The sequence below is a fragment of the Microbulbifer maximicatervae (SeqCode) genome (genome assembly GCF_056231245.1).
In genome coordinates this window covers 4,501,678-4,517,195 of the sequence record NZ_CP174334.1, presented here as the reverse complement: position 1 = coordinate 4,517,195, position 15,518 = coordinate 4,501,678, and the positions used below count along the sequence as shown (strand labels likewise).

General features: G+C 45.4%; 13 protein-coding genes. 10 read left to right on the top strand and 3 right to left on the bottom strand.

All coding sequences use genetic code 11. From position 1 onward, the window contains the following. Positions 1-36: 36 nt before the first annotated feature. The 4 genes from ACJJIS_RS19830 to ACJJIS_RS19815 all read left to right on the top strand — a co-directional run bounded on the left by ACJJIS_RS19830 (position 37) and on the right by ACJJIS_RS19815 (position 4,663). A complete protein-coding gene (locus ACJJIS_RS19830; RefSeq protein ID WP_444914888.1) occupies positions 37-2,199 on the top strand; it encodes a mechanosensitive ion channel family protein in 2,163 nt (720 codons plus the stop codon). A gap of 138 nt (positions 2,200-2,337) precedes the next feature. Then, positions 2,338-3,741 carry a rhomboid family intramembrane serine protease gene (locus ACJJIS_RS19825; protein WP_444914887.1) on the top strand — a complete coding sequence of 468 codons (1,404 nt, stop codon included), beginning with the start codon at positions 2,338-2,340 and terminating at the stop codon, positions 3,739-3,741. A 53-nt stretch (positions 3,742-3,794) separates the two neighbouring features. Continuing rightward, positions 3,795-4,262: a cupin domain-containing protein gene (locus tag ACJJIS_RS19820; RefSeq protein ID WP_413664211.1), complete on the top strand. Its 468-nt coding sequence runs from the start codon at positions 3,795-3,797 to the stop codon at positions 4,260-4,262. A 35-nt stretch (positions 4,263-4,297) separates the two neighbouring features. After that, on the top strand, positions 4,298-4,663 hold the full coding sequence (locus ACJJIS_RS19815) for a thiol-disulfide oxidoreductase DCC family protein (protein ID WP_475708886.1): 366 nt from the start codon (positions 4,298-4,300) through the stop codon (positions 4,661-4,663). Between the two features lie 57 nt (positions 4,664-4,720). Here the strand turns inward: ACJJIS_RS19815 and ACJJIS_RS19810 are convergent, their stop codons facing one another. Beyond that, positions 4,721-6,139 carry a hypothetical protein gene (locus tag ACJJIS_RS19810; protein WP_475708885.1) on the bottom strand — a complete coding sequence of 473 codons (1,419 nt, stop codon included), beginning with the start codon at positions 6,137-6,139 and terminating at the stop codon, positions 4,721-4,723. A 165-nt stretch (positions 6,140-6,304) separates the two neighbouring features. Here ACJJIS_RS19810 and pepB point away from each other — a divergent pair, with 165 nt between their 5' ends. The 5 genes from pepB (at position 6,305) to ACJJIS_RS19785 (ending at position 12,490) form a co-directional block, all read left to right on the top strand. Beyond that, the gene (gene pepB, locus ACJJIS_RS19805) at positions 6,305-7,594 is read left to right on the top strand and encodes an aminopeptidase PepB (RefSeq protein WP_444940143.1); all 1,290 of its coding nucleotides are present in this window, start codon (positions 6,305-6,307) and stop codon (positions 7,592-7,594) included. 232 nt (positions 7,595-7,826) lie between these two features. After that, positions 7,827-8,981: a DUF3667 domain-containing protein gene (locus tag ACJJIS_RS19800; protein ID WP_444934765.1), complete on the top strand. Its 1,155-nt coding sequence runs from the start codon at positions 7,827-7,829 to the stop codon at positions 8,979-8,981. 232 nt (positions 8,982-9,213) lie between these two features. Next, positions 9,214-10,368: a DUF3667 domain-containing protein gene (locus tag ACJJIS_RS19795; RefSeq protein WP_475708884.1), complete on the top strand. Its 1,155-nt coding sequence runs from the start codon at positions 9,214-9,216 to the stop codon at positions 10,366-10,368. Between the two features lie 67 nt (positions 10,369-10,435). After that, complete coding sequence (locus ACJJIS_RS19790; RefSeq protein ID WP_475708883.1) at positions 10,436-11,482, top strand: DUF3667 domain-containing protein; 1,047 nt, start codon at positions 10,436-10,438, stop codon at positions 11,480-11,482. A 291-nt stretch (positions 11,483-11,773) separates the two neighbouring features. Next, complete coding sequence (locus ACJJIS_RS19785) at positions 11,774-12,490, top strand: CARDB domain-containing protein (protein ID WP_444926549.1); 717 nt, start codon at positions 11,774-11,776, stop codon at positions 12,488-12,490. A 62-nt stretch (positions 12,491-12,552) separates the two neighbouring features. On the opposite strand, the gene ACJJIS_RS19780 is transcribed toward ACJJIS_RS19785, so the two are convergent. Together ACJJIS_RS19780 and ACJJIS_RS19775 are read right to left on the bottom strand one after the other, a co-directional pair. Then, the gene (locus ACJJIS_RS19780; protein ID WP_444892674.1) at positions 12,553-12,828 is read right to left on the bottom strand and encodes a hypothetical protein; all 276 of its coding nucleotides are present in this window, start codon (positions 12,826-12,828) and stop codon (positions 12,553-12,555) included. Positions 12,829-12,956: 128 nt separating this feature from the next. Then, entirely contained in the window at positions 12,957-14,045 is a 1,089-nt protein-coding gene (locus tag ACJJIS_RS19775) for a hypothetical protein (protein WP_475708882.1), read from the bottom strand. A gap of 509 nt (positions 14,046-14,554) precedes the next feature. Here ACJJIS_RS19775 and ACJJIS_RS19770 point away from each other — a divergent pair. Next, positions 14,555-15,499 (top strand): GlxA family transcriptional regulator, encoded by a 945-nt coding sequence (locus tag ACJJIS_RS19770; protein ID WP_282934496.1) that lies wholly within the window; start codon positions 14,555-14,557, stop codon positions 15,497-15,499. Positions 15,500-15,518: the final 19 nt, after the last annotated feature.

Genomic DNA, 15,518 nt, shown 5'->3' with positions numbered 1-15,518 from the left:
ATTAGTGCCGGATTTTTTCACGGATAGAAGTATTTTATGCCGGGTGCCAGCCTTTTTATCCCTCGTTGTAGTGCCGGCAAAGAATTTTCTTTTCTTCACCTCGCCCTTTCATTTCTCCTTTTCTTTAGTGTCGCCTGTGTCTCTGTTTCCAGTGTCGCCCAGCTTCCCGGTAGTAAACCCAAGGAGTTTAAGCCGGAGGTTCCAGATTTTGCTGACCCCTCTGCCGATTGGTGGACTGGATGGACCAGTGCCTCTCCCGAAGAGCGACGAGAATGGCTTAGCTTGGTCACAAAGAGCTGGGAGGATTGGGAAAAGGATTTGCCGGAGGATGAGGCCTTACAGGAAGGTGCAGAAAAGATTAGCCAAAGTTTACAAGGGATCGCAATTACCTGGAAAAAACGAGAGGAGTACCTGAAAGTCCCTTTAATGCCGGATGTGGATTTTCCAGAGAACCCAACGGTATTGAACTGGGCCAAGGCCGATTCTGCCATCAGCCGTGGCCGACGTAGGTTGAAAGGCGTAGAACTGGAGGCTCGCCAACTTAAATCAACCCAGTCCCAGTCTCTATCTTTACTGCGTAAACAAGTGATTGTACTGCGCGATTCCAGTGGACGAGAGGAGGATGAGGCGGCGCAGGCCCTACTTTTAGCTCAAATAAATCACCTAAATATTATTGAGCAGCTGAGTACCGTTAATACTTTCCTGGGAACCTGGCGGGAAAAGATTAACAGCGCAGAAATTAAATTGCGGAGACTTCTGGATACCCTCGTCTACTCCAGTAAAGATGCAGAGGAAATAGATAAGGATATTGCCGCGAACGAAAAGAAAATCGAACGTATTTCTGCGACCCGCACCAGTATTCAAAGCACTACAGAACCCTCCACTGACCCCACCATCAATATGCAGAAAGACCTCACCCTGATGCAGCTTGAAGTGGACTTGTTAGAGGAGCAGCTGGAAAAACGCAAAAGTGAGTTGCTGCAATCCATCAATGAGGTCCTGAATGAAGAGGGCGAAGAGCGCCCCCTGATTATCAGTCGGGATTTATTGGAAAACGCCAACTCTGTGATTGAAAGTGCGTCGCGGGAGTTGGCGGTGCGCCAGCGTCAAGTGGTGGCCTGGCGCGAAGATGAAGAGAACGAAGACCTGAGTCGCTGGTGGTCTTACTTTGAGCGTATTGGCAGTGGCCTGGCCCGCGCCAATGACCTCGAGCAGGATATTCAGCGCTATGAAAAGGCCCAGCTGGAGGTTTACAAGGAGCGCCAGGGTTGGTGGGCAACAGTGCGCGAACGAGTCGCACTGGGCGCAAGACAAGCTTATAACCGCTGGCGTAAGTTGGCGGATTATCAGCTATTTACCGTTGCCCAGAACCCGATAACCCTGCGGTTGATCGCCAAGATGATTGTGGTCTTGGTGGGGGCCTGGCTATTGTCTGGACTCACCCAGGCCTTCCTGCGCCGGCTTGTGCGCAGGGAGCATGCCAGTGAATCCTCCATGTACAATCTTGGGCGGGTGTTGCATTACATCTTTATTTCCGCGGCCCTGATTGTGGTGCTCAGCATGTTGGGCCTGGATACCTCCAAGTTGGCCCTGGTCGCTGGAGCCCTGTCGGTAGGTATTGGCTTTGGGCTTCAGGCGATCTTCTCGAATTTTATCTCCGGTTTGATTTTGCTGTTTGAGCGCCCTCTCAAAGTGGGTGATCTGGTGGAGCTGGAGTCGGGCGTTTTTGGCCGCATCCGCGATATCAGCGTGCGCTCAACCCGTATTACCACGCGGGACAATGTGGATATCTTGGTGCCCAACACTGAGTTTGTTGCGGGCCGGGTTATTAACCACACACTGGATGATCCTGTGCGCCGTATTCATGTACCCTTTGGTGTGTCTTATGCCTCGGACCCAGATTTGGTGCGGGAAGCTGCCCTGGAAGCTGCTGCTCGAGTCAATATCACCCATACCGACTGGAAGCGAAAAACCGAGGTGTGGCTGATGGGGTTCGGGGATAATGCCCTCGACTTCAAATTGGTGGTGTGGGTCAACAGCAATATGGTGACTTCCCTGGGAGACTCCTATGCCCTGTACAACTTGGAGTTGTTGCGGGAATTTCGCGATAAGGGTATTGAGGTACCTTTCCCTCAAAGAGATCTGCATCTGCGCAGTTGGGATGTTCCGGCGATCATTGGCCGTACCGCCAGGAAGTAAGTGAGGTCCGGCTGGCATGACACCTCCGGGATTTCATAGTATTTTCAGCCTACTGGCCTTTGTGTCGGTGCAAGTTCATTTACCGGTGTTACTGCGTTTTCTCACAGGGCGCTGATGAAATCACAATAAGGGAAGCCCGTGCTGATCATCCCCATCCAAAACAAACCCGACTGGCGCCGGCCGCCATTAATGTGTTTTGCGTTGATTGCCCTTAACTTGCTGATGTTTGTTTTCTATCAAGGGGGGGATGAAGCTCGCTGGCAGGAAGCTGAAGATTACTATTTTGAGAGTGACTTACCGGACCTCGAAGAGCAACGCTTTCTTGTGTATGTCAATGAAATGCACCCAGAGTGGAGAGCGCAGATGGGTGTGGAAGGGGAAGAGTTTTTTTACCGGGAATCCCTCGGTAACCCTGAATTCCACCACTGGCTGTTGCCGAAGCTCGAAGCAGAGGGTGAGACCGAGTGGTTACGACAGAGGCAGGAGTTTGCCCAGCTGCGGGATAGGGTCAGTAGCAACGCACTGGGGCTGATACCGGCAGACCCGAGTATTGCTGGGGCCTTTGGCCATATGTTTCTACACGGAAGCTGGGATCACCTTATCGGCAATATGGTGTTTCTGCTGTTGTTTGGCTTGTCTGTTGAGTTGGCCCTGGGAGGGTTGTGGTTTATAGGGCTCTACCTGGTGGGAGGATTGGCGGCAGCAGGTCTGCATGTACTGGTGGAATCCGGCAGTCATGTACCGATGGTGGGTGCCTCCGGTGCGGTCTCGGCAATTATGGGCATGTTCGTCGCGGTTTACGGTGTGCGCCGGCTACGTTTCTTTTACACCATTGGTTTTATGTTTGGCGAATTTAGTGCACCGGCGCTGCTGGTGTTACCGCTGTGGTTGGGTAAAGAGATTTTCGGTTATTTGTATGGAGATGCCAGCATTGCCTACTGGGCCCATACTGGTGGTTTACTTGCGGGTTTTGCCCTGACTTTGGCGGTGTTGTACTGGCGCCCGATGGTGGAACCTATGCCGGAGGAAGAGGAGGCCCCGTCCCCCCAAAGGGTAGCCCTGGCGCGGATTGATCGTTTTTTGGAAGAGGGAAAAATCCTGGAAGCCACTGAAGCGGCAGCCTCAGCGGTGCGGCAATATCCACAGGCGTTAACACTGATTGAGCGCTATATAGAACTGACCTCGGCGGCGCCAGAGAGTGACGGTTACCACCGGGCCAATCTCGCTTTATTTGCCCAGGCAGGAAATCTGGAGATCGATGGCCATACCCTGGCAAGTGGCTATCGCCGCTACTTGGCGGCAACAAAAAGTCCAAAGGCGCTCACCGGAAAGGCAAACTTATTGATGGCACGGCGTGCAGCGGAGGAAAAGGACTGGCCGTGGCTAGAGGAATTACTGCGCCACTTGAAACAGCAGCGAGTGAATCACCCCTTGATTCCGAAGCTGGGAATGGTTCTGGTCAATTACTATCGTCGCCTGGGTGAGGAAGGCCGCGCGCGCGAGGTGAAAGAGATGACCCAAGATATGGCTGCCTCAGGTTGAAGAACATAATTCGGTATGTCTTATAAATAATTAAGTAATGTATTGGGGGTAGAGTGAGTCGCTATATTTTGACCGGGACCGAAATTGCTGGGATGGAGGGGGAGCGCAAGGTACATTTCCTCAATGCCAATGCGGTGCGTAAAAACAAGTCCCTGGGTGATCTTACCGGCATATCCGGCTTTGGTTTCCATATGATTGAAATCGAGCCAGGTTATGAATCCACAGAATTCCATTGTCACTATTTTGAAGACGAATGTGTTTATATCTTGGAGGGTAGGGCCGAGGTGCGTATTGGTGACGATCACCACCAGGTTTCTGCAGGGGATTTTATTGGCTACCCCGCTGGCGGCCCGGCTCATGTGATGCGCAATGTGGGGGAAGTGACCTTGCGCTGCATAGTTGTAGGCCAGCGACTGCAACATGATGTTGCCGACTACCCAGAAAAAAATCAGCGGATCTACCGAAATAGTGGTTTACCTTGGGAGTTGGTGAATCGGGATGACATTGACCACCCTAAGTAGTTTTCGCCGGTAGAAAAAGAATGGATTTTTAGCATATGCCTGAAAAGATTCGGGTCTTTTATAATTCCGCCTGTCCAGTTTGTAACGCAGGAATTTCAGCACAAAAGAAAAAATCCGTCACCTGCCAAGTGGATTGGGAAGATGTTCATATTGATGAAGATAAAGCGAAGGAACTGAATACAGATTTAGAGTTCATCCGTGAGCGGCTGCATGTATTGGATGCGGATGGAAATCTGAAAGTAGGCTACGAAGCTTTTATTACGATTTGGGAGAACTCTCCCAAGGAGCAATGGAAGGCTAGGGTGTCGAAGCTAGCCGGCCTTAGGTGGTTTTTGAATAAAGGTTACAACGTTTTTGCGCGAGGTTTGTATCTATGGAATCGGGCGCTAAAGCATTGGTAGCGAATATCGGGCTAGGTTTAGGGTAGCCACCATAGATGGCTACCCATATTTTGTTATTTAGTGAATTTCGGCAGTGCTGTTAAGTACTTTCCACAGGGTATCGATTTCAGAACGCAAAGCACTCTCTGGAAATTTCTGTCGGACAAAGTGCAGTAGTTTTTTTGCCAAGTCTTCTCTATCCAATCCATCCATATACACTTGTGCCAATAACAGATAGGCAGCATCGAGTTGTGGATAGGCCTCTTTATGTAAATTATTGAGTAGCTGTGCTGCCAATTGGTATTTATGCTGTTGGTATAGCACCTTGGCTAGTGCATGGCGTATCTCCGGCTTAGCCACAGGCGGGCTGGGCTCTGTGGCCATATACAGTTCAGCTGCCTTATGTGGGCGATTTATCTGTACAAATTTTTCTAATAGATGTGGCCCCAGCTCCTGAAGGGCTTTTTTATCGTCGGTAGCAAGTAAAAGGCGGTAGTAGCGCTCATTAAGAGTTTCGTCGTTAGGGAAGCGGCGCAATCCTTCAACCAAAGCCTGGCGAGCGCCCTTGAAGTCCCCTTCGCGTAAAAATATTTGCGCTTCAGCCCGAGCGCGCTTACACAGGAATTCATTTTCCTCTAAGTAATTTTCATCATCTTCTTGTATTGAGGCTATTCCCAGTTTTTGCTGTCGAGTTAAGCAGATATATCCCATCACAGCACTTGAGACGATGGAAAAGTAAGAGACAATGGCTGCCGTGGTCGGGAAAATTGCCCAGGCCGGCAGTTTATCGCTGACCACGGCCATTAGTATATTGGGTGCGAAAGAAATGATATTGGTAATAATTAACAGCAACCAATAGGGCCAGCCAATGATTAAGGTAAATTCCAATAATTTGAGTGGGTTGATTGCGGACCTCAAACTATGGGTAAGCGCTAAGGCAATCATTGCAGCCGGCGCTAAAAATGACAGGGCGGTCGCATAAATCATTATGACATTGAGGCTTCCAGTAAATTGTACAAGTTTGTAGCCAACAAAACCGGCGATCAATGTCATTCCAATGACTTTCAGAAATAACATTGCACCATTGCCATCAAGTGCATCTGCCAGTGGAGGGGCTTCCAGTTGGCCTCCTGCGAGTCTTTCGATGACCAAGAGATTGTAGCGGGATACAACAGCTACAATGGCCACCAAAGCGACAAGGGTCAGAAGACCCATTGACGTTATTACCATACTGCCCGCTGCTGCAACAGCCATGATTGTTAGAGGGCCAGGCTTAAAAGCATAGAGAAAGTAAAATAGCCCCATTTGCCAAAAAGGCTTGGCGTTGTTACTGGCTCCGATATATTCCAGGCTATCGCGGCAGAGTGGGCATTCGGGACCCTGCCCATGGTAATTGGTACTCGAACCCGGAATACACTCACCACAGAACTGACGGTTGCAGGGCTGGCACTGCCAGGATGCAGTCTTGCTAGTGTGATAGTGGCAGGAATCAGCCATTTATTCTTCCCTAACGAATTTCTCTACTTAATAGTTATTTTGTCTTGGTTCACAGTTTATCTGTCGACTCGGTGGCGGTGCAATCATCAAGTATTTTTAATGTCCTGTTAGAATGCAGGAGAAATACCGATAAAATTGGTACACAAGTTTCAAAATAGGTGTTGTATGACAAAGGCTATGCATATTCATTTGGTTGAGGGCTTTGCGCCGGAACCCTGGGGAGAATCAGCACTGCTGAGCTTTGATGGTAGCGCTGCCAATATTCATATTAGCGCTGCGAAAGGCGCTGTGTTGGTTGCAGCGCAGCGAGCTGCCCGAAAGCTCGATGGTATGGGGGTCAACGATGTTGTCCTCAAAGGAGAAAGCTGGAGTATTGAAAGCCGCTGGGCATTTTGGGCAGGTTTTTTTAACCCGCGTAAATCCAACAAAATTGACTGGGGGACTGATGACAGCGCCGAGTTAAAAGAACTCGCCGCCCGTGAAAATGCCAGTCGCTGGGTTCGTGAAATTACTAATGGTACTCCTGATGATGTGTCTCCGCGTGTATTGGCGGAGAGCGCTGCAGAAATGCTGCAAAAGCTGGCTCCCAGTGCGGTAACTTACCGTATAGTTGCCGGGGATGACCTGCTGCGTGAAGGGTTTGTCGGTATCCATAACGTTGGGCGTGGTAGTGTACGTGAGCCCGTGATGTTACAAGTGGACTTCAACCCGACGGGTGATGACCAGGCGCCGGTTGATATGTGTTTGGTGGGTAAAGGAATTACTTTTGACTCCGGCGGCTACAGCATTAAGCCGTCCAACAACATGGCCACAATGAAATCCGATATGGGGGGCGCGGCCATGGTAACTGGAGGCTTGGCTCTCGCAATAGCCAGAGGTCTCAACAAGCGGGTTAAACTCTATCTCTGCTGCGCAGAAAATCTGATCTCCGGTCATGCCTTTAAATTGGGCGATATTATTAAATATAAAAACGGAGTGAGTGTAGAAATACTGAATACCGATGCTGAAGGGCGCCTGGTGCTGGCCGACGGTTTAATTGCAGCTTCGGAAGAAGAGCCTCGCTGGTTATTGGATGCCGCTACTCTGACAGGTGCAGCAAAGATGGCTGTAGGTCGGGATTTCAACTCTGTCTTTAGTTTTGAAGATGAAGCAGCTCAAAAGGTATTGTCTGCAGCTTCTGAGGAAAATGAAAAGGCGTGGAGACTTCCTTTAGAGCGTTTCCACCTTGAGCAAACCCCGTCCAATTTTGCCGATATCGCCAATGTTGGTATTGAGGGAAGTCCTGGTGCATCTACGGCAGCCTCCTTCCTGGCTCGCTTTGTACGGGATGAAGGTCGCAATTGGGTGCATATGGACCTTTCAGGCTCTTACCAGCCCAGTGGCAATGATCAGTGGGCGCCAGGTGCTAAAGGGCACGGCCTGCGTACAATTGCACGCTTCCTTTTGGATAATTAGCAACCGGCAATTTATGCCAAATTCCCTTCGAAACGCGCCTAATAGTCGGCGCGTTTCTTTTACCTCTCTCTTAATACCTATAAGTCATTAAAAAAATTGTACTCCAGCTGATATTCGGGATATTAGTAGAGTTCTGCTAATTGAGGTATTTCGGTTCTGGTTCGTTAGCAGATACTTGGGCCTGGAAGCTTTTGCCAGGTGAATAAGATAATCAGTGATTCGGTGAGCGGTAATGAGCACTGCAACCTCTACAAATAATTCGGATTATAATCCAAACCATTGTGCCAATTGTCATGCAGAGCTATTGGGGCCCCATTGCTATGCCTGTGGTCAGCCGGTTAAAGGCATGGTTCGTCATTTCTCCTCAGTAATTGGAGACTTTTTTGATACCCTGCTTGCTTTTGATTCTCGCACATGGAAAACAATACCCTCTCTGTTTTTTAGACCTGGATTTTTAACCGCTGAGTATTTCTCTGGTCGACGGGTCCGTTATGTCAGCCCTGTACGCTTGTTTATCTTTCTATGTATCACCAGCTTCTTTGTAACCCAGATAAATAGTGATTGGGCTATTAATTTTGGAAATGTAGACGTTGAGTCAGTCGATGTTGAAAAAGCGAGCCAAGGTTATAACGACGCCATCGAAGATATTCGAAAAGGCAAAGAAAAGCACGTAAACAATAGTTATGCTGTCGCTGTTTTGGAAGATGTTGAGAAAAATCTGATTAGCGAACAAGAGAAGCTTACCGGTGGTTTGCATAAACTCAATGAAGATTTAAGTGAGATTGATGGAGGCCAGAATGGATCGGAAAACCTTTCTAAAGAGGAACTGGCCTCAGGATTAAATGAGACTATTAGTGAGTTAGATAGAGAGTTTCTTCAAGTTGATTGGCTTCCCAAACCATTAGAAGATTGGGTTAACCGTAAAGTAGAGAGCGCCCATAAAAATGTAGAAAGGGTGACCGATGATCCAAATCGTTTCAAAAAAGCTTTCTTGGGAGCTCTTCCGTCAACTCTTATAGTCATACTGCCAATATTTGCCATGATGCTGTGGGTGCTTTACGTCTTTAAACGCAGACTTTATATGGAGCACCTGATTGTAGCGTTACACAGCCAGGCTTTTATCTGCCTGAGTATTCTGATTGGCAACCTTTTTTATAGTATAAGTAGTCAACTGGAAGGGTACGCATTTATATCCTCATCTCTTAATAGCCTGATGGCACTATTAGTTCTTTGGGTTCCTGTATATCTTTTTTGGATGCAAAAGCGTGTATATCAGCAGGGTTGGTTCATGACATTGTTTAAGTATTCTTTTTTGGGGTTGGCCTATCTAGTTTTATTATCTGTTGGTGCGGCTCTTACTGTATTTTGGAGTTTGGCAGAGTTATAAGGATATATCCTAATAGGATTCCAACCATTAAACGTATAAGCGTTAAATGGTTGGTGTTGGTGAAACTGTGCTGTTTAGATGTTAAGTTATTCAAACTAGAGAGTTTACTCGCAGCACTGTCTATATTCAGAATATTGTATTGCAAATTTTTATATCCGTAATTCTGTTCAGAAAATTGGGCTTTCGATTACTGGTGGTAAGTAGTTAAAGGGAATGTCGAAGGAAGTAGATCTTGAGTAGTACGACATCAATAGCAAGTGTTTGTAATGAAGATAATAAGTGCGCAAACTGCTGTACACAGTTGTTAGGTCCCCATTGTTATGCTTGTGGTCAGCCCGTTAAAGGTATGGTGCGGCATTTTTCATCTGTAATCGGTGATTTCTTAGATACCTTGTTGGCGTTTGACTCCAGAACATGGAAAACCATACCTGCGCTATTATTCCGACCAGGGTTTTTAACAACAGAGTATTTTTCTGGTCGTCGTGTTCGATATGTAAGCCCTGTACGGCTATTTATTTTTCTCTGTATCACCAGTCTTTTTGTAACTCGTTTGAGTGGAGACTGGACAATCAATTTTATGGATGCTGATGCTTCAAATGAAGGACCTCAGTTAGAAGCGTCGGGTGTCGACCTCCTTTTGCAGGCGGATCGGCCAGTACATACTGAAATTCCTGAACAAAAAGGCCTGCTAGGAGAAATTAAGAAGGCTGAAATAAGTCTTATCGAAGCTAAAGAGGAGATTGAAGAGGGTATTAAAAGAGGTATTAAAAATGAGATTGTTAAAGGCAGTGATAAGGGGCGAATAATTTCTCAAGAGGACTCGGAGCCGGTTTGGCAGTCATCAGCCAATGATCCAGATAATAAATTGATAAGAATGGATATCAAAGGCCTACCAAAGCCCATGCAAGACTGGATGGATGCCAAGATTGAAAATGCCAACCAGAATATTAAGCAAGTTACTGAAAATCCAAATCGGTTCAAGAAAGCATTTCTTAAGACGCTTCCTTATGCACTGTTAATCATGTTGCCAATGTTTGCCATGATGTTATGGGTGCTCTATATCTTTAAGCGTCGACTATATATGGAGCACTTAATTGTAGCTTTACATAGTCATGCTTTTATATTTCTAAGTATCCTGATTGGAAATATCTTATACGTGCTAAGTGTTAACATGGCTGGGTATACTCCTATAACATTAGCTTTAGAGGCCCTGATAACCTTATTGATTTTTTGGGTTCTGGTTTATCTCCTTTGGATGCAAAAGCGTATATATAGGCAAGGCTGGTTTGTAACCTTTTGTAAATATTCAGTATTGGGGATGGCTTACTTGTGTCTATTATCAATTGGAGCGGTTTTTGCCATCGTTTGGAGCTTGGCTGGATTGTAATAACGGTTTTAGCGATATAAATTGATGGACATTTAAAGTTTACAGTTATATATAATCGGAAGATATAGTGGGTATTAAAAGTCGAAAGGAAGCCTCGGTAGAGAGGCAAGATTATTGCTCTAACTGTAATACAATTTTATTGGGGCATTTCTGTTATGGCTGTGGACAGTCAGCAGAAGGTATTGTGAGACGCTTATCAAGTGTGATTAGAGACTTTCTAAATACCCTTGTGGCATTTGATTCACGTTTGTGGAGAACACTGCCGGCTTTACTGTTATCCCCAGGATTTTTGACGATAGAATATTTATCTGGAAGGCGAGCACGATATGTAAGCCCGGTAAAGCTGTTTATCTTTCTTTGCGTAAGTGCCTTTTTTCTGATTCGTATTAGTAGTGATTGGAGTATTGCTCAAGAGCAGTCTATCCGTACTAGTGAGAATGTTGCCGCAAAAATGGTTCAGTCATCCACAGGTGATACAGAAAAACAATTTGACTGGGATCTGCCTGGTGGCAGGAAATTGAAAGTTCGTGGAGCAGAAAATAAGCAAGAAGTATGGTCGATATCTTTTAATCGAGTACTCTCAATTATTGAAGAAAAAGTCTATGCCGTAGAAATTATGCCGCAGTCATGGCGTCATTGGTTTGATATCGAATTCAAAAAGGCGAGAAGTAATATTGAGCGAGTGTCGGAAAACCCTACAATCTTTGCCAAAGCTTTCTTCGGATCTCTTCCTACAATGCTGTTACTTATGCTGCCAATATACTCAGGTATATTGTGGCTACTTTATGCATGTAGAGAAAAATTGTATATGGAACATGTTATTGTATCGCTCCATAGTCATGCCTATGTGAGCCTAACGTTGTTGCTAGGAACTGCTATTTTTCTCTTGCAAGAATTTGTTGAGCCTTTGTTCTGGATGGAAATTTTATGTTATGGGATTTTGCTGCTGCTTTTCCTTTGGATGCCAATAAATTTACTAGTGATGCAAAAGAATATCTATAAAGAGGGGTGGATCTCGACCTGTATTAAATACTCGGCTTTAAATTTTGTTTATCTGCCACTAATTATACTCTGTACGGTAATGGCCGCATTTTATAGTTTGGCTGAATTATAAATTTCTGGTTATTCCAATTTGTGATTCTTGATCCAGCTGCGTGATTTTGTTATTTATAATTGTATGATAGATGGATTTCTATTCTAATTGTTATTAGAAATACGCGGTTTGAAGGTGTTTGTTTTTTGTTTTCATTCAATAGAAAGCAAAATTAATGCCCGCCAGAATTTTACTGTCTCCATAGATATTCATTAAGCACAGTTTACAATCGCTCTGCCCATAAATTCAGTCTAAGTTACATGAATCTGGATGGGTAAATTTATAGGTGTATTCACTTAAATGGAGGGCGTTATGTTTAAATCTATATTGCGTGTAGTTATCTTAGGGATTTTAGCTTCTAGCAGTTATGCAGATCCAATTCAAGATTTAAGTATGCAAAACTATGAAGCGGGTTGGTTTCCAAATTATTGGCAGGGGCAGGGTCCACTGACATGTCGTCGGACTTGTGCAATTTGGGTTGGAGGGGTGCCTGAGTCAGAGGTTGCTACTGACCTGATAGATGATTTTGAATCTACCAGTGTTTGTAAGGTAACTCGCGACCCTGAAATAATCGAGAAACCTGTCAATGACCCATCATCTCACTGGCTCTATGGCAATCAGTTTGACGATAAGTCGGTTTGCTATGTCGGAACTCCTTATGGTGTCAAAGAAGATGATCACTATATGTGTCTGTGTGTATGTAATAAACCTGACCTGATAGTGAGCCAAATCTATGATCCGATCTGGAATCCTGGAACCGGGCAATCCATCATCGTAGTCGATATCACTAATATAGGTGCTCTGGCAGCGCCAATCAGCCAGGCTCGCCTTTTAGATATTGATACACTAGCCAACGATGTACAGGCGACGCCTGCAATTCCTGCTGGTGGCACTGTAAGTATTGTATTTACTTTGGGTTACTGGGTTTTTGACCCGGATGCGGTTTTAGAGGTAACTGCTGACTTTACCAATCTCGTCGATGAGTGTAACGAAAATAACAATACACTGACTTATGCTGAGCAAGGGTAGTAGTAGATAGGGGGAGAGCTCCCGGAACTAAGCCGTAGGGAGCTTTGAGATACTAAATAAAATTAGCTAGAAAGAAACACATTAATAACCTGGCAGCTTTCTTTATCCACCGCGGCATTAGGCTGTTCATTACCGACTGTTTGCTCCCCGGGTATTTTAGGTAGCACGAGATACATTCGTGGATAGTCTCGGACTATATAATCTTTTTTATCTGCACTCAGCCAAGGGTATTCAGCGGCAATGGCTGTTACTCCACGGAGTAAAGCGATACCATCTGTGCAACTATTTGGAGTAGTAGCTGTGGTGAGCATGGCAAAAGCTAATGAAGAGAAGTTCATAATCTCTGCTATCCCAATGGGTCTTCAGACTGACGTTATGTTTATTCTGGGGACAGTATAGCTGAGCTCGATTATGAGCAACAGGCAGTTCTATTAAAGCGGCCAGCCGAAGCTGGCCATCTTCTTTACTATGCGTGCTTTACAGAGGTTTCTTCGACTTTCACCCAGAGGCGTGTCTCTGTCGGACTAATTAATTTGGACAAAAGATTCGGGGCCACAGAGGTTAGCCCAATAAAACCAACTATCGCACGGAGAATAAATGAGTCAAGCCAGTAGATAAGGCCAATTAACAGTATTGCTATCACAAGTGACGGTAGAGTGGCTTGCAAACGAGACCGCTGAATATGCTGATAATCCATTGTCTCAGGTAGTTGTTTCTCGATACGCTCTAATGCGTGCGCTTTTACTGTTTGATTTAAGAACTCAACAGAATGGGTCTTATCCCCGTGCTTGATAGTTATTACATCTGAATTGTGGTCACTGCTAAGTGAATTTATTTCATTGAGAGGGATTCGTGCTGCGGTATCAGGTTTACATAAATGATATATTTCTTCAGGGGATTTCCCCGCTTGATAGGCGGATTGAGCAGTTAAAGCCTGTTTTTTCGGGATATCAAAATAGACGAGTTCATCTCCTTCTAAGGCGACGAGGTAGTTATCATCAATATCAAGCCAGGACGTCTCAGTATAAAAGCCCTCGGGTAGTGCTTTTTTTGATTCCCTTACAAACAAGAAGCTTAAAATCCAATATAAGACGAGGCAGATACCTATAGTGATAGGTGCTGCTTGAATCAGGTTTCCTACAGGTGTGTTACTTTCGATATCTCTTTGAGCATTCTGCGCCAATACATGACCGTAGATGTCGCCCTCTGGAAACCATACTTCGATAGGTTGACTTTGTTCATATTGACTATAAATTCCTTTTGAAACCTCTGCGGAGGATTCAAAGTCCTCATCTTCATAGTTAAACTGATAGTCAATATAGTAATTTGTACGATAGCGCTTTTTACCTTTGCGGCCCCGGTACTCTTCTTCCTCCTCTCTTAACGCTACTACTTCAGCATCTAGAGCTTGATGATTTTCGACCCAACTTAATGATTCATTGTTGGCACGAGAGTAATAGTTTGACAGAAAGTAAGTCAGAATAAGGAAAACTAAAATACATACTGTACGCACCATCGATTTTCTTTTTTGTCCGGGGGACTTCTGTAACGCCATTTAATACATCCTTACTGTGTTTCTTGTGCTTTAGGTATTGGTACTTTTGGAGTAATAAGTTGTTTTTTATAGATTGGGAAATTGGTGTGGGTGCAAAATGCAACTGCAGTTTGTTTGGTAAATAAAACTGAAGGTTAACTCTAAATTAATTTTTATTACTTGACCGGCATCATGGTTGGTTCATTTGCATATTGAGTATTTTCTTAAAGATTATTTTTTATTAAGTAAAACTTCCTACTTAGGATAAGAGCTGACCAATTTGGTACAAACGGTTTAGGTAATACAAACCTTACAAACATTGAGTAGCTGAATGGTAGAGTTTTAATTGCTGTGGGATTTGGACTGACTAGCTAATCTTTTGCCAGCCTTATGAGGTTGGGTGGTTCAGTTTCATGGAGGTAGTTCTATGTTGAACTAGTTTAGGTGAAGTACCAATGTCGTTTTATGTCGTAAATGTGTCATAGCAGACGCGCCCACTGGAGTACAATTCCCTGTGTGGAGGAGATGCTATGACCAAGAAGATAGGTTTTTTTGTTGCAGATGGATTCCAGGCGTTAGACCTTTTTGGGCCCTTGGATGCCTTTATGGAGACTAATAGTTTCGTTAGTGAGGCCTATACAAGTCGTTTGATAGGTTTAACCAATGCATCAGTTAAAACCGCGTACGGCCAAGCCCTATCAGTGGATTTTGATATTTACCAGGATAGGGAAATTGATTACCTGGTCATTACTGGCGGTACTGGGATGCGGCAGCTGCGCTTAAGTCCTAAGCAGGTAAATGCGCTGCGTGCAATCGCAGACAAAGCAGAACGTGTCTTGAGTATCTGTACAGGTGCATTCTTACTAACAGATATATTTCCGGAACAAAAGCACCGCATTACCACTCACTGGCGGCATTGCCGGCAGCTTGCCGAGCAAGCAGTCAATTATCAGGTTGAGCAGGACCCCCTGTTTATTGAAAGCGGAAAACTGTGGTCTTCAGCGGGAATTCTATCTGGAGTCGACTTGGCCTTGGAAGTGATTCGCCAGGATTATGGCAATACTATTGCGGCCAGCGTGGCTAAAGATCTGGTCGTTTATCTTCAGCGCAGGGGAGGGCAGTCACAGTACTCTGATCTGCTTAAAGTGCAATCCAGCGACAGTATGAGGCTCAATCCTCTATTGGAGTGGCTGTCGGAGAATTACCAGAAATCAATCAGCGTTTCCGATATGGCGGAGCGTATTTCCGTCAGCGATCGCCAGTTAACTCGCTTGTTCAAACAGCATCTTAATAGCACCCCCGGACATTATCTAAACCAACTCCGTTTAAACCGGGCGCGGGATTTAATCACCTGTGAATCAGCAAGCCTTGTTCAGGTGGCTCGGCAGGTAGGGTTTGCAAGCTATGATAGCTTTCGCCGGGCTTTTTATGGCCAATTTGGAGTTTCCCCCTCATATTTCAGTAGGAATCGTTAAGCCGCGCTCTCACAAGTGT

Bases quoted from the DNA above. Each gene is read 5' to 3' on its own strand.
- pepB (WP_444940143.1), top strand. From the start codon at position 6,305: ATGACAAAGGCTATGCATATTCATTTGGTTGAGGGCTTTGCGCCGGAA.
- ACJJIS_RS19770 (WP_282934496.1), top strand. From the start codon at position 14,555: ATGACCAAGAAGATAGGTTTTTTTGTTGCAGATGGATTCCAGGCGTTA.
- ACJJIS_RS19830 (WP_444914888.1), top strand. From the start codon at position 37: ATGCCGGGTGCCAGCCTTTTTATCCCTCGTTGTAGTGCCGGCAAAGAA.
- ACJJIS_RS19815 (WP_475708886.1), top strand. From the start codon at position 4,298: ATGCCTGAAAAGATTCGGGTCTTTTATAATTCCGCCTGTCCAGTTTGT.
- ACJJIS_RS19785 (WP_444926549.1), top strand. From the start codon at position 11,774: ATGTTTAAATCTATATTGCGTGTAGTTATCTTAGGGATTTTAGCTTCT.
- ACJJIS_RS19800 (WP_444934765.1), top strand. From the start codon at position 7,827: ATGAGCACTGCAACCTCTACAAATAATTCGGATTATAATCCAAACCAT.
- ACJJIS_RS19775 (WP_475708882.1), bottom strand. From the start codon at position 14,045: ATGGCGTTACAGAAGTCCCCCGGACAAAAAAGAAAATCGATGGTGCGT.
- ACJJIS_RS19810 (WP_475708885.1), bottom strand. From the start codon at position 6,139: ATGGCTGATTCCTGCCACTATCACACTAGCAAGACTGCATCCTGGCAG.
- ACJJIS_RS19780 (WP_444892674.1), bottom strand. From the start codon at position 12,828: ATGAACTTCTCTTCATTAGCTTTTGCCATGCTCACCACAGCTACTACT.